General features: G+C 63.9%; 9 protein-coding genes (1 of these 9 running past the window's edge). All 9 read left to right on the top strand.

The genetic code is table 11. The features are described from left to right. Nucleotides 1–10: 10 nt before the first annotated feature. Nucleotides 11–2,023 carry a polysaccharide biosynthesis protein gene (locus tag BSL82_RS03115; protein WP_072595987.1) on the top strand — a complete coding sequence of 671 codons (2,013 nt, stop codon included), beginning with the start codon at nucleotides 11–13 and terminating at the stop codon, nucleotides 2,021–2,023. 5 nt (nucleotides 2,024–2,028) lie between these two features. Further along, nucleotides 2,029–3,258 (top strand): DegT/DnrJ/EryC1/StrS family aminotransferase, encoded by a 1,230-nt coding sequence (locus tag BSL82_RS03110; protein ID WP_083579009.1) that lies wholly within the window; start codon nucleotides 2,029–2,031, stop codon nucleotides 3,256–3,258. Between the two features lie 11 nt (nucleotides 3,259–3,269). Further along, on the top strand, nucleotides 3,270–4,109 hold the full coding sequence (locus BSL82_RS03105; RefSeq protein WP_083579008.1) for a sulfotransferase: 840 nt from the start codon (nucleotides 3,270–3,272) through the stop codon (nucleotides 4,107–4,109). Further along, on the top strand, nucleotides 4,109–5,383 hold the full coding sequence (locus BSL82_RS03100) for an O-antigen ligase family protein (RefSeq protein ID WP_072595985.1): 1,275 nt from the start codon (nucleotides 4,109–4,111) through the stop codon (nucleotides 5,381–5,383). Before BSL82_RS03105 ends, BSL82_RS03100 begins: the two co-directional genes overlap by 1 nt. Before the next feature lie 97 nt (nucleotides 5,384–5,480). Beyond that, entirely contained in the window at nucleotides 5,481–6,041 is a 561-nt protein-coding gene (locus BSL82_RS03095; RefSeq protein WP_158010643.1) for a polysaccharide biosynthesis/export family protein, read from the top strand. Between the two features lie 2 nt (nucleotides 6,042–6,043). Continuing rightward, nucleotides 6,044–7,297 carry an outer membrane beta-barrel protein gene (locus tag BSL82_RS03090; RefSeq protein ID WP_072595983.1) on the top strand — a complete coding sequence of 418 codons (1,254 nt, stop codon included), beginning with the start codon at nucleotides 6,044–6,046 and terminating at the stop codon, nucleotides 7,295–7,297. Nucleotides 7,298–7,314: 17 nt separating this feature from the next. Then, nucleotides 7,315–8,637: a pectate lyase family protein gene (locus BSL82_RS03085; protein WP_072595982.1), complete on the top strand. Its 1,323-nt coding sequence runs from the start codon at nucleotides 7,315–7,317 to the stop codon at nucleotides 8,635–8,637. A gap of 244 nt (nucleotides 8,638–8,881) precedes the next feature. Then, entirely contained in the window at nucleotides 8,882–13,522 is a 4,641-nt protein-coding gene (gltB, locus tag BSL82_RS03080) for a glutamate synthase large subunit (RefSeq protein WP_072598568.1), read from the top strand. Between the two features lie 24 nt (nucleotides 13,523–13,546). Next, nucleotides 13,547–14,819, top strand: the 5' portion of a protein-coding gene (locus BSL82_RS03075; RefSeq protein ID WP_072595981.1) for a glutamate synthase subunit beta. It continues 179 nt past the right edge of the window; only the first 1,273 of its 1,452 coding nucleotides appear in the window; its start codon is at nucleotides 13,547–13,549; its stop codon lies off the right edge, out of view.

Raw genomic sequence — 14,819 nt, 5'->3', positions numbered from 1 at the left:
CGCCAATGTAATGGCTTTGATGCAGAACGCACGAATGAGGTTCCTCGCGATCATCGCGATCGACCTCACAATGGCGGCATCGTCGCTCGTCTTTGCGGTATCGCTCAGGGTGAGCGGAGCCCTGGAGCCCGCCGTGGTGCAGGGCCTGTGGGTCGCAGCACCGCTTTTCGCCCTTATCGCCTTCGGTGTATTCAATACCATCGGGATCTACCGCCGTATGTGGCGGTACACTTCGCTTGCCGACATCTTCATGGTCGTCCAGGGCGTAACGCTTTCGATATGCGTCCTCCTCATTGCCCTGCTGGTGCTGGGCAGGCTGGACTGGATGCCGCGCTCGATCCCCGTCATCCACTGGCTGCTGCTGGTCGTGATGCTGGGCGGTGCGCGCGTGGCCAGGCGGATGTATTGCGAATATCAGCGGGGCGACCATGGCCGTCCCGTCCGGTCGACTGACAGCGCACACCGGCGGCCGTCGCTTCTGGTCGGCCCCTGGGACCGTGTCGAAACGGTCCTGCGGCTGCTGGAATCGAGCGCCGACGCCGAGTTCCGGCCCGTCGGTATTCTGGACGACAGCGGCTCCCACATTCGCATGAAGCTGCGCGGCGTACCCATTTTGGGATCGACCGATGCGCTGGAGGAAGTGGTCAAGCAGATGGAGGCCAAGGGCATGCGCCCGGCTTCCCTCATCATCACCGAATCGTCGGAGCGGCTGCGGGGACCCGCGATGCTGCGCCTCGTCACCCAGGCGGAAAGCCTTGGATTGAAGGTCGCATGCCTGCCGAAGCTCGCCGAGTTGGAGCACGGCCGCGTGGGCGAACTGGATCTGCGCTACATCGACATGGCCGAACTTCTGGGCCGCCCGCAGGCGGTGCTCGACAGCGAAGTGGTGAGCCAGGCGATCCATGGCCGGCGGGTGCTGGTGACAGGCGCCGGGGGAACGATAGGAAGCGAGCTGGTGCGCCAGATCGCTCCGCTCCGCCCAAGCCAGCTCGTGCTGATAGACAGCAGCGAATTCAATCTCTACTCGATCGATCTTGAGCTTCAGGAGAACCATCCGGACATCGAGCGGAAGGCCGTGCTCTGCTCCATCCGCCAGCGGCCGGCCGTGATGCAGGCGTTCGCCGAGCATCGGCCCGATCTGGTCTTCCACGCCGCCGCGCTGAAGCATGTGCCGCTGGTGGAGCAGCATCCCTGCGCGGGCGTGCAGACCAATGTCCTGGGCACGCGCAATGTCGCCGATGCCTGCAAGGACTATGGCGTTCAGGCCATGGTGCAGGTCTCGACCGACAAGGCGGTCAACCCGGTCGGCCTGATGGGCGCGACCAAGCGGCTTGGCGAACTTTATTGCCAGGCTCTCGATCTGGAGGGGCAGGATGATCCGGACGCCCCGCGTTTCCTCACCGTGCGTTTCGGCAACGTCATCGGCTCCAGCGGGTCGTTGATACCGCTTTTCCAGCGGCAGCTTCGTCGCGGCAGCTCGCTGACCGTCACCCATCCCGATATCCGGCGCTATTTCATGACCGTCCATGAGTCGGTGCAGCTCATTCTGCAAAGCACGGCGCGGGCATTGGTCGGCGGCGTGCGGCGGGGACGCATATTCGTCCTCGACATGGGTGAACCGATCAAGATCATGGACATCGCCCGCCGCATGATCCGCCTTGCCGGGCTGGAGCCGGAACGCGACGTGAAGATCGACATCGTGGGGCTGAGGCCCGGCGAGAAGCTTTACGAGGAATTGTTCGACGAGGGCGAACGGCAGCTTCCGTCCGTCATTTCCGGCATCAAGGAAGCAGAACCTATTCCGGTGCCGCTTGTCACGCTGAACGATGCGTTCGACGAGCTTGCACGAGCCTCGGCAAGCAATGACTCGGCAAAGACGCGCGCCCTTGTCCGCCGCCTGCTGGAGAGCAGCGCTCCAGCGAAGCCGGAAACGGAAGCCGAACCCCAGACCGAAACCGAAACGGTGCAGTTCGCCCGGTCGCGCCAGACGCGGCCGACGGGCACCGCCAGCCACGCGGCATAACAAAAATGAGCACCGTGCTTTCACATGAGGCGGCCGATTCGGCCGAGATCCTCCAGGCTCAACCGGCGATCCGGTCGCGCTGGCCCCATTATGACGAGGACGAGATCGCGGCCGTTGCCGATGTCCTGCGATCCGGGCGGGTCAACGCCTTGCAGCATGGCGACCAGTGCCGGGCCTTTGAAAAGGCGATGGCGCTGCTGTGCGACATGCCGCACGCCATTGCGCTCGCCAACGGCACCCTGGCTTTGGAGCTTGGGCTGAGGGCGCTTGGCATCGGCCCGGGCGATGAAGTGGTGGTCACGCCGCGCAGCTTCATTGCGTCGGCCAGCTGCGCGGTGTCGCTGGGCGCAGTCCCCGTCTTCGCCGATGTCGACCCGGTCAGCCAGAACATCACGGCCGCCACGATAGAGCGCGTCCTGACACCGCGGACCCGGGCCATCATCGCCGTTCATCTTGCGGGCTGGCCCTGCGAAATGGAGGAGATCATGGCGCTGGCGCGGGCGCATGACCTGAAGGTGATAGAGGATTGCGCGCAGGCGCATGGCGCGGCGCTTCGCGGCCGGCCGGTGGGTTCCTTCGGCGACGCGTCGGCATTCTCCTATTGCACCGACAAGATCATCTCGACCGGCGGCGAAGGCGGCATGCTCCTCTTCAGGGAGGAAGCGCCATGGGAGGTGGCATGGTCGTACAAGGATCATGGCAAGAACCGCCGGTCGGTTGAATCGCCAGCATCCGGCAACGCGTTCCGCTGGCTCCACGACTCCTTTGGAACGAACTTCCGGCTGACGGAGATGCAGGCGGCGATCGGGCTTCAGCAGCTCGGCAAGCTGCCCCAATGGCTTGCCGCGCGGCGGCGGAATGCGGCGATCCTGGAAAGCGCGCTGGCGGACCTGCCCAATGTAAGGCTTGCCGTGCCGCCGGAAGGCGTCGACCATTCCTATTATAAATATTATGCCTTCATCGAAACGGCCGGGCTTGCGCCGGGCTGGACCCGCGACAGGATCGTTGCCGAAATCAATGCAGCCGGTGCGCCCTGCTTCACCGGCACCTGCCCGGAAATCTATCGGGAAGGGGCGTTTGCGGGGGCAGGGGAGGCCACGGTCGCGCCGTTGGACCAGGCGCGGGCGCTGGGCGAGACAAGCATCATGTTTCAGGTGGATCACATGTTTCAGGAAATAGAAATGGTCAGGATAGGCCAGGTCGCGCGGTCGGTGCTGACGGCGGCAGCCCGGTGAAGGAGCAGCCAGTGCCCGGTCCCACCCTCCCGAACTTTATCGTGATCGGCGCTGCCAAATCGGCGACGACATGGATAAACTATCAGTTGCAGCACAACCCCTGCATTTTCATGCCGGGGCCTGAGCCGCATTATTTCAGCACCGAATTCCACCGCGGGCCGGACTGGTACGAAGATTTCTTCGCCGCCGCCGACGCGGACCAGGTGATCGGCGAGAAATCGGCCGACTATCTCGCCCATCCGGAGGCTGCGCGGCGCATTGCGCAGCGGCTTCCCGAAGCCCGGCTTGTCGTCCAGCTGCGCAACCCGATCGATCGCGCCTATTCGGACTATTGCATGTTTTTCCGGCGCGGCGCGGTGACGCCCCATCCCGAACGCTATCTGATCCGCTCGGAAACCAGCATCCCGCGCTTTCTGGAAGATGGCCTCTATTTTCGCCATCTGTCCCGCTTTCTGGACTTTTTTCCGCGCGAGCAGATCAGCATCATACTCTATGACGACATCAAGAGCCGCCCGGATGAGGTGATCGGCCAGGTGTGCGACCATATCGGCGCACCCCGGACTCCCTCGCTCAAGGTGGGTGGGCCGGTCAAGTTCAAGGAAGCGCCCATGCTTCCGCTCGCGCTTCGACGGCTGCTCCGTCCGGTGAAGCATCTTGCGGAACCGTGGCGGCAGAACAGCTGGTTCGAGGCCGCTCGCAGCAAGTTCGCCCGGCCGGTCGACTATCCCCCTCTGACCGATGATCTGCGCCGCCGCCTGAGCGAATATTACGCCTATGACGTGGCGGAACTGAGCAAGATGCTTGGCCGCGACATGGGGTGCTGGCTGGAAGCGGAGCCGCAGGAGGCTTGATGGCAGGCACCCGTCCCGCCTATTCTGCCGCCCCAGTGTACGCGAATACAAGGGAATCCTCTTCTTCTCTCCTCAAGCTGGCGCTTTTCTTTGCGGCGCTGGCGACATTGCTGTCGCCCTATGTCGAGTGGCGTCCAGCCGAGGTGTTCGTCACCACAAGCGACATCCTGTTCATGATCGCCGCAGCGCTGCTTATGAGCAGCGGCCATGTCCAGACGCGGCCGTTCGGGCCGACGACGCTCTACTGGCTGTCCGCCTACGTCATCATGATCCTGGGCCTGTTCATCGGCAGCGTGATGAACGGCGATCCGGTCCGCTGGCTCGTTGCGGCGGCGCAATATGGATTCGGCCTGGTCCTCCTGCCGTTCGTTTTCGGAGAGCCGGGGAGCGACAGAAGGGCGCTCGTCTGCGCGAAGGCGATGATCGCCGGTGTTGTGCTGATGGAGGCCTTTGGGGCGGCCATCTTCTATGGTTATGAAGCCAGCTATCAGGAATATCAGAAGATATCCGAGAATTTCATCACCGGCGGCGGCCGGCTGGGGGCGTTCGTCGGTCAGCCGAACTGGAACGCCGCCGTCATCGCCATGGCGCTGCCGTTCGCCTTCTATCTGCGGGCCAGGGGCCAACTTTCGCTGATTTCCGTGTACGTCACGGGAGCGGTTCTGGCGCTGGGCCTTGTGCTGTCCGCCTCTTTCACCGGCTTTGTCAGCGCGCTCATCGTGTTGTTCCTGTTCCTGATCGTCGGCGGCACGCGCCAGACGCTGAAGGCCGCGCTGGTGCTCGCCGTGGCGGGGGCGGTTCTCCTTGCCTCGGGCTTTGAGCTTCCGGAGGTTTTCCAGGGCCGCGTCGGCGAGGCGCTGGAGACGGGCGACATGAGCCAGGCCGGCACGTTCACGGGCCGGATGGACCTGATCCTCGAAGCCTGGGAGATCGTGGAGGACACGATGTTCGTCGGGATCGGGGTTGACCAGTATCGCGTCGTCAGCCCCACGCAGGTGCCCGTCCACAACATGTATCTGCTCCTCTGGGCGGAAGGCGGGCTGCTGGCCCTGCTCGGCTGGATGCTTCTCCTGACCATCGCCGGGGTGAGCGTGGTGCGCGTCTATTGGGTGGACAGGCAGGCGGCGGCGCTTGGCCTGTCGGTGCTTTCCACCTTCCTGATCTTCTCCGTCGCGAGTCCGCACATGTACGCGCGCATGTGGATGGTCCCATTGGTGCTTGCGTTGGTCATCGTATTGGGGAAATTATCTTCCCCAAACAACGCGCACCAGTAAGGGTACCTCCAAAGACAATGAAGCGGTGCGCGCACGATGGGGTAGGATGCGCTTGTAATTGCGCCTTTGTGGCAGGGGTGTCCAAGGAGGGGGTATGATGATCCGACATGTACTATTGATCGCGGCGGGCTCCGCCGTTCTGGCGGCCTGTTCGTCTCCGCAAGGTAATCTGCCGCCGATCCAGAAGATGGAGCAGACCGTTTATCGCCTTGGGGCGGGGGACGAAGTCCGCATCTCTGTCTTCGGGCTTGACGCGCTGACGAACACCTATGTGGTGGGCGATGCGGGGACGATCTCGCTTCCCCTCGTCGACGAAATACCGGCGCGCGGAAAGACGACGCAGGAGCTTGAGGCGCTGATCGCCAACAACCTGCGCCAGCGCGACGTGATCAAGGACCCGAGCGTCAGCGCTCAGGTGCTGAAATATCGTCCCTTCTTCATTCTGGGAGAGGTGCAGCGCCCCGGCCAATATGCCTATGTGCCCGGCATGTCGGTTCTGACCGCGGTTTCGATCGCGGGCGGCTATACCTTCAGGGCTGATTCCAAATCGGCCTCGATCACGCGGAACGAGGGCGACAAGATCATCAAGGGTCAGGCCACGCCGCAGACGCCGGTGATGCCTGGCGACACCGTATTCGTTCCGGAGGACTGGTTTTGAGCGTGGTGATGCGGTTTTCCCGGACTGGCCGCCCGGCCGTCATATCCGTTTCGCTGCTGGCTCTTTTCCTGCCGCTTGGCGCAGCCTCGGCGCAGGAGGTTGATCGGGGAACCTCGGCCCTTGATCTACCGCGTCCGGGCTATGAACCGCGCAGGATGCGTTTCGGCACGACCACGATCGCGCCGGAACTGCGCGTGCAGAGCGTGTATGAAAGCAACGTGTTCGCAACCTCGGCGAACGAGGACGACGACATCATCGTCAGCATCGCGCCACGCATCGACGCGACGTCGGAGTTCGGCGACGTGCGGCTGAAGTCCGACATCCATGCCGATCATCGCGAATATACCGACAACGGCCGGGAAAGCCGGACGACCTTCGGGCTGGGCACCAAGGGCGATTACGGCCTCAACCGCGCGCACCGCCTGACCTTTGGCGCGCGGTTCGACCGGGACGTGGAGAGCAGGGCCGATCCGGAGGCGACCCGCAACCCCAATCTGCCGCCGCGCAAGATCGACATGTTGAGCGGCGAACTCGGCTATAGCTACAAGCTCAACCGGATCGGCATCGGGGCGCAGGGCGGCGTGCAGCGCCAGAACTATCTCGCGCCGGATGAGAGCGACCGCGATCTCACCACCTGGCGCGGCTCGGTGCGCGTGTCGGCGCAGCTTGCGGCCGGGCGGGACGTGTTCCTTCTGGGCTTCGTCAACCGCCGCGATCACCGGCTCAGCGTCGACCGGAGCGGGCTTGACCGCGATGCAACGACCCTCGGCTTCCTCACGGGGGCGGGGTTGGACATCGGCACCAAGTGGCGCGGCGAGATAGGCATCGGTCTTTTCCGCACCAATTCCGATGACCCGACCCTCCGTTCCTTTTCCGGCTTTGCCGCCAACGGCAAGATCACCTGGTCGCCGGACGAGCGGACGGCGATCACCGCCGATGTCTTCCGGGGCGATGTCGCCACCGTGCAGTCGGGCGCGGGCGGACGTATCGACACGCGCATCGGCTTGCGGCTGGATCAGGAGATTCGCCACAATCTGCTGATGAGCGTTCGGGGGGGCGTGCGTCGCACCTCCTATCGCGGCGGGGCAGCCGATCAGCGGGAGACGACGGCATCGGTGGGCGGTGAAGTCGAATATCTGATGAACCGCCACATTTCGATCTTCGTGAACGCCAATTATGCGCAGCGTTACGCGCGGATCGATCTTGAAGACTTCAAGCGCACCGGGGCGGGGGTGGGACTGCGGCTGCGCTACTGACCGATGTTGGAGTATCCATGAGAACCGCCCGGCTACTGATCGCCTTCGCTGCCGTTCTTCCGTCCTGTACGCCTCCCGCCACGGCGGCTCCCGATGCCTTTCCCGGCGCGGAAGGCTTTGGCCGCAAGGCCCAGGGCGGGCGGGGCGGCGCGGTCATCAAGGTGAGCAACCTGAACGATTCGGGGCCTGGCTCGCTGCGCGCCTGCATTGACGCAAAGGGGCCTCGAACCTGCGTATTCACCGTGGGCGGCGTCATCCGCTTCACGGGTGAGCCGCCTGTCATCCGCAATCCCTATCTGACGATCGCCGGGCAGACCGCGCCCGGCGGCGGCATATTGCTGACCCATGCGGGAGGAGCCAATGGCTTCACCCCGCTGGTGGTCAAGCGCACGCATGACGTCGTCGTCCGGCACATTCGCGTCCGGACGGACAGAAATGGTGAGGAAAGGGGTGGAAACGACGCCTTCACGATCGAGGACAGCAGCAATGTCATCCTCGATCATGTCAGCGGCTCATGGGCGCTGGACGAGAATGTCAACGGACAGGGCCAGAACGATCTGATCACCGTGTCATGGTCGATATTCGCCGAGGGAATCCCTAGGCACGATAAATGCGCGCTGCTTGCAAGCGATCCGCGCGGCCCGCAACGCTTCAGCTTCGTGAAGAATCTGTGCGCGCACAATGGCGACCGCAATCCGGACGCCAATTTCCCGCCTGATTCGTGCGTGGAGATCGTCAATAACGTCTTCTACAACGCCGGTTCGCAGTTCGCCGAGATATGGGAGAGCGCCGGGGGAACGCCGGTCAACATCATCAACAACTATTTCCGCGCCGGGCCGAACACCTCGGGCGCGATCGGCGCGATCGACCGGCAGACAATCGGCTCCACGGGCATCGCCCGCATCTATCATTCGGGCAATCAGCTTGACGGCATATTCCGCATGACGACCGACCCCGCGACCATCGCGGTGGTGAACAAGCCGGTGTGTGCGCTCGCGTCGGGCGCGATGCCAGCCCGCCAGGCATATAATGCGGTGCTGGCAGGCGCCGGCGCATTCCCCCGTGACGGATTTGACCAGAAGATCGTGAGCGAGGTGATGAGGCGGACCGGCTCCATCATCGCCAAGGACGCCGTCAGGCAGCTTCCCTCCATTGCCTCGGGCACGCCATATCGGGACGGGGATGGCGACGGCATGTCGGACGCCTGGGAAGTCGCGAACGGGCTGGACCCTGCGCGTAACGATGGCTGGGGCGATGCGGACGGCGACGGCTGGGCGAATCTGGACGAGTTTCTGGATCACGCGCATCGCGAGGTGCGGGCGGGGCGTCAGCTCCGCTGAGCATGGCCTCTGATGGCCGGACATGGTGGCTTTAGGGCCATCGCCACCCCTTGGGGGTTGCAGATTCCACCGAGGTTATGTCAGATGCGCGGAGATCGTTAATGATCTGCCGCTGCTGGCCCGGCGTGTATAACCTCGCCTGCTGCCGTTCGTAGCTCGGCATTTGTCAGCGGCCAGATTTTCGGTATGAGGCGCCGCGCTTTTCACTCGCTACGAAATGCGGGCAACAGGGGTTGTGTTGAAGATGTCGTTACCAGAGAAGCAGGGTCTGTACGATCCTATTCACGAGCACGATGCCTGCGGCGTTGGCTTCATCGCCAACATCAAGGGCCGCAAATCCAATGAGATCATTGGACGCGGGCTCGAGATTCTTCTCAACATCGACCATCGCGGCGCGGTGGGCGCTGACCCGTTGGTTGGCGACGGCGCCGGGATTCTGATCCAGATTCCCGACGAACTGCTGCGCGACTGGGCGCAAGGCGCCGGAGTCGTCCTGCCGCAACCCGGCGACTATGCGGTGGCGATGTGCTTCATGCCGCGCGACGAGAATGCGCGGACGGTCGCGGTCGAACAGTTCAGCCGTTTCGTTCGCAACGAAGGGCAGGTGCTTCTCGGCTGGCGCGACGTGCCGGTGAACACCGAGGGCCTTGGCAAGACCGTTCTGGAAGAGATGCCCGTCATCCGCCAGGCGATCGTCGGGCGGGGCGACAATGTGAAGGGCCAGGATGCGTTCGAGCGCAAGCTGCTCGCAATCCGCAAGCAGACGCAAAATCCGCTCGCCGAGATCGCGAAAAAGCAGAACCTGCCGGAACTCAGCCAGTTCTACATGCCGTCCTTCTCAAGCCGGACAGTGGTCTACAAGGGCCTCTTGCTCGCGGGCCAGGTCGGCAGCTTCTACGCCGATCTGGCCAACCCGCTCGCCAAGTCGGCGCTGGCGATGGTTCACCAGCGTTTTTCGACCAATACCTTCCCGTCATGGAAGCTGGCGCATCCTTACCGGCTGATCGCGCACAACGGCGAGATCAACACCGTGCGCGGCAACGTCAACTGGATGAATGCGCGCCGCCGCACGCTGGAGTCGGACCTTCTCGGCCCCGATCTGGACAAGATGTGGCCGCTCATTCCGCATGGCCAGTCCGACACCGCCTGCCTCGACAATGCGCTGGAACTGCTGGTCGCGGGGGGATACCCGCTGGCAAAGGCGGTGATGATGCTGATTCCCGAGGCCTGGGCCGGCAATCCGCTGATGGATGCCAAGCGCAAGGCCTTCTATGAATATTATGCTGCGCTGATGGAGCCGTGGGATGGCCCTGCCGCCATCGCCTTCACAGACGGGCGGCAGATCGGCGCGACGCTTGACCGCAACGGCCTGCGTCCGGCCCGGTTCATCGTGACCGACGACGATCATGTCATCATGGCGTCGGAATCGGGCGTGCTCCCGATTGCCGAAGAACGCATCGTCCGCAAATGGCGGCTTCAGCCCGGGAAGATGCTGCTCATCGACCTGGAGCAGGGACGCATCATCGAGGACGAGGAGATCAAGCGCGATCTCGCCGAGGCCGCGCCCTATGAGGAATGGCTGAAGCAGACCCAATACAAGCTGGAGGAGCTTCCCGCCGTCGTTGAAGGCGCGGATGCACCCCCTGCGAACGATCCTTCGCTGCTGCTCGATCGTCAGCAGGCGTTCGGCTACACGCAGGAAGACGTCAGCCGTTTTCTGGAGCCGATGGCCGAGGCGGGCGACGATCCCATCGGATCGATGGGCGTTGATACGCCGATTGCCGTGCTCTCCGCGCGGCCCAAGCTGCTCTACGATTATTTCAAGCAGAACTTCGCGCAGGTCACCAACCCGCCGATCGACCCGATCCGCGAGGAACTGGTGATGTCGCTGGTGTCGATGATCGGTCCCCGGCCAAATCTGCTGGGCCATCATGCGGGCACGCACAAGCGGCTGGAAGTGTCGCAGCCGGTCCTGACCGATGCGGACCTTGCCAAGATCCGCTCGGTTTCCGAGACGCTGGACGGCGCTTTCCGCACTCAGACGATCGACATGACCTGGCCTGCGGCAGAGGGCGCCGAGGGGCTGCAAAAGGCCATCGAGCGCATCTGCCACGAGGCGACGGACGCGGTGCTGGCGGATCAGAACATCCTGATCCTGTCGGACCGTATGGCCTCGTCCGAAAGCATCGCAATCCCTGCCGCGCTGGCGACGGCGGCGGTCCACCATCATCTGATCCGCCAGGGCCTGAGGATGCAGACCGGCCTCGTCATCGAGACGGGCGAGGCGCGCGAGGTGCATCACTTCTGCGTACTGGCCGGCTATGGCGCGGAGGCGGTCAACCCCTGGCTCGCCTTCGAGACGCTCGAGGAAATCCGCATCCGGCGCAAGCTGCCGCTCTCTGCCGCGCAAGTTCAGAAGAACTACATCAAGGCCGTGGGCAAGGGCGTTTTGAAGGTGATGTCCAAGATGGGCATTTCCACCTACCAGTCCTATTGCGGTGCGCAGATTTTCGATGCCGTGGGCCTGAACTCCGCCTTTGTGGAGAAATATTTCACCGGCACCGCAAGCACGATCGAGGGCATCGGCCTGAAGGAAGTGGGCGAGGAAGTCGTTCGCCGCCACCGCGACGCCTATGGTGACAACCCGATTTATGCCTCCGCTCTCGATGTCGGAGGGCATTATGCCTATCGCATCCGGGGAGAGGAGCATGCCTGGACGCCGCAGTCGGTCTCGCGGCTTCAGCACGCCGTGCGCGGCAATGTCTCTTCGGAATATGCCGCCTTCGCAGCCGAGATCAACGAGCAGAACGAGCGTCTGCTGACCCTTCGCGGACTGATGGACTTCAAGCTTGCGGAAAACCCCATACCGATCGAGGAGGTGGAGCCCGCGAGCGAGATCGTGAAGCGTTTCGCCACCGGCGCGATGAGCTTCGGCTCGATCAGCCGGGAAGCGCACACCACGCTCGCGCTCGCCATGAACCGCATCGGCGGCCGCTCCAACACGGGCGAGGGGGGCGAGGAGCCAGACCGTTTCAAGCCGCTGCCCAATGGCGATTCCATGCGTTCGGCGATCAAGCAGGTGGCGTCGGGGCGTTTCGGAGTCACCGCCGAATATCTGGTGAACGCCGACGACATCCAGATCAAGATGGCGCAGGGCGCAAAGCCGGGCGAGGGCGGCCAGCTTCCCGGTCACAAGGTGGACAAGAACATCGCCAAGGTCCGCCATTCGACGCCGGGCGTCGGGCTGATCTCGCCGCCGCCGCACCATGACATCTATTCGATCGAGGATCTGGCCCAGCTCATCCACGATCTGAAGAACGTAAACCCCGGCGCGCGCATCTCGGTGAAGCTGGTGTCGGAAGTCGGGGTCGGCACTGTCGCTGCCGGTGTCAGCAAGGCCCGGGCGGACCATGTCACCATTTCCGGCTTTGAAGGCGGGACGGGCGCATCGCCACTTACTTCGCTCACCCATGCCGGCTCGCCATGGGAGATCGGCCTTGCCGAAACCCAGCAGACCTTGCTGCTGAACGGCCTTCGCAGCCGCATCGCCGTGCAGGTGGATGGCGGTCTTCGCACCGGCCGGGACGTCGCGATCGGCGCGCTGCTGGGCGCGGACGAGTTCGGCTTTGCAACCGCGCCGCTGATCGCCGCCGGGTGCATCATGATGCGCAAATGCCATCTGAACACCTGCCCGGTCGGCGTTGCGACGCAGGACCCGGTGCTGCGCGCGCGCTTTACCGGCCAGCCCGAATATGTCGTCAACTATTTCTTCTTCGTCGCGGAAGAGCTTCGCCAGATCATGGCGCAACTCGGCTTTCGCACCGTCGCTGAAATGGTGGGCCGCGTCGATCGTCTGGACATGCGCAACGCCCTGTCGCACTGGAAGGCGAAGGGCGTGGACCTCTCCCGCATTCTTTATCAGACGCCCGTCGCCGAAGGCGCGCCGCTGCACAACACGGAAGGTCAGGACCATGGCCTGGGAGCGGCGCTTGACCAGCAGCTGATCGAGGCGGCGGCTCCCGCGCTGCAAAACGGCGAGCCGGTCCGGATCGAGCGGGAAATCCGCAACGTCAACCGGACGGTCGGGGCGATGCTGTCGGGCGAGGTCGCCCGCAGATATGGCCATGCCGGCCTTGCCGACAACAGCATCTTCATCCGCTTCAACGGCGTGGCGGGGCAGAGCTTCGGCGCGTTCCTCGCCCATGGCGTGACGATCGAGCTGACCGGCGACGCCAACGACTATGTGGGCAAGGGGCTATCCGGTGGCCGCGTGATCGTGCGCCCGCCAGAAGGCGTGAAGCGCGTGCCGTCGGAGAACATCATCGTCGGCAACACCGTGCTTTACGGTGCCATCGCCGGCGAGGCCTATTTGCAGGGCGTGGCCGGTGAACGTTTCGCCGTTCGCAATTCAGGCGCGACCGCCGTCGTCGAGGGCGTGGGCGACCATGGCTGCGAATATATGACGGGCGGCGTCGTTGCCGTGCTGGGGCAGACCGGGCGCAACTTCGCGGCGGGCATGTCCGGCGGCGTCGCCTATGTTTACGACGACGATGGCCTGTTCCGCCAGCGCTGCAACATGGCGATGGTAGATGTCGAGGCGATCAGTCCCGATGCCGACGATGACGACGGTCATCGCCCGCAGCAGCGCTCGTTGAATGTCGACGATTGCGGCATGGGCAATGTCCTGCGGCACGATGCGGAGCGGCTTCGGGTTCTGCTGGAACGTCATCTGCTCTACACGGGCAGCGCAAGGGCCGCCGCCCTGCTCGACGATTGGCAGAACGCCGTCACCCGCTTCGTCAAGGTGATGCCAAAGGATTATCGCCGGGCCTTGCAGGATATCGAGGCGGAACGGCTTGCCGCCGCCTCGGTCGCTGCCGAATAACGCCCGCGCGCTGGAGAACAGATAATGGGAAAGCCCACCGGATTCCTTGAGATCGAGCGTCGCGACCGCGGCTATGAAAAGCCCGAGGAGCGCCTGAAGAACTGGAACGAGTTCGTAAAGCCGTTGCCCGAGAACGAGCTGAAGGATCAGGCGGCGCGCTGCATGAACTGCGGCATTCCGTTCTGCCATAACGGCTGTCCGGTGAACAACATGATCCCGGACTGGAACCATCTGGTCTATTCCGACGACTGGAAGGTGGCGCTGGATACGCTGCATTCCACCAACAATTTTCCGGAGTTCACCGGCAGGGTCTGCCCCGCGCCATGCGAGGCGAGCTGCACGCTCAACATCGATGACGCGCCGGTCACGATCAAGACGATCGAATGCCAGATCGTCGATCGCGGCTGGGAAGAAGGCTGGATTCAGCCGCAGCCGCCCAAGCGCCGGAGCGGCAAGCGGGTTGCCGTCGTCGGTTCCGGTCCGGCGGGGCTTGCCTGCGCCCAGCAGCTCGCCCGCGCCGGTCATGCCGTGACGGTGTTCGAGAAGAACGACCGCCTGGGCGGGCTGCTTCGCTATGGCATTCCCGATTTCAAGATGGAAAAGCATCTGATCAACCGCCGTGCGCAGCAGATGGAGGCGGAAGGCGTCGAGTTCCGCACCTCCGTCGAAGTGGGCGTGATGGTGTCGATGGATTCGCTTCGGGAAAACTACGATGCGGTCGTTCTGGCCGGAGGGGCGGAGCATCCGCGCCCGCTGGAGATTCCGGGCTCCGAACTGTCGGGCGTCCGCTTCGCGATGGAGTTCCTGACCCAGCAGAACAAGCGGGTGGCAGGCGACGACGAGGTGCGCGCCGCGCCGCGCGGATCGATCACGGCGACGGGCAAGCATGTCGTTGTGATCGGCGGCGGGGATACGGGGTCGGACTGTGTGGGAACCTCGAACCGCCAGGGCGCGGCGTCGGTGACCCAGCTCGAGATCATGCCCAGGCCGCCCGCGAAGGAAAACAAGACGCTGACCTGGCCCGACTGGCCGCTGAAGCTTCGCACCTCATCCTCGCATGAGGAAGGCTGCGAGCGCGACTGGGCGGTCGTCACCAAGCGCGCGATCGGAAGCAACGGCAAGATCGAAGCGCTGGAATGTGTCCGCATCGAATGGGTGAAATCCGACGACGGCCGGATGGAGATGAAGGAGATTCCGGGTAGCGAGTTCCAGCTCAAGGCCGATCTGGTGCTGCTTGCCATGGGCTTCCTCGGACCACGCAAGGCCGGGATGATCGAGCAGTCGGGGGTGGGTCTCG

The sequence above is a fragment of the Tardibacter chloracetimidivorans genome (assembly GCF_001890385.1).
GTDB lineage: Bacteria > Pseudomonadota > Alphaproteobacteria > Sphingomonadales > Sphingomonadaceae > Tardibacter > Tardibacter chloracetimidivorans.
This window is presented reverse-complemented; position numbering and strand designations above follow the sequence as displayed.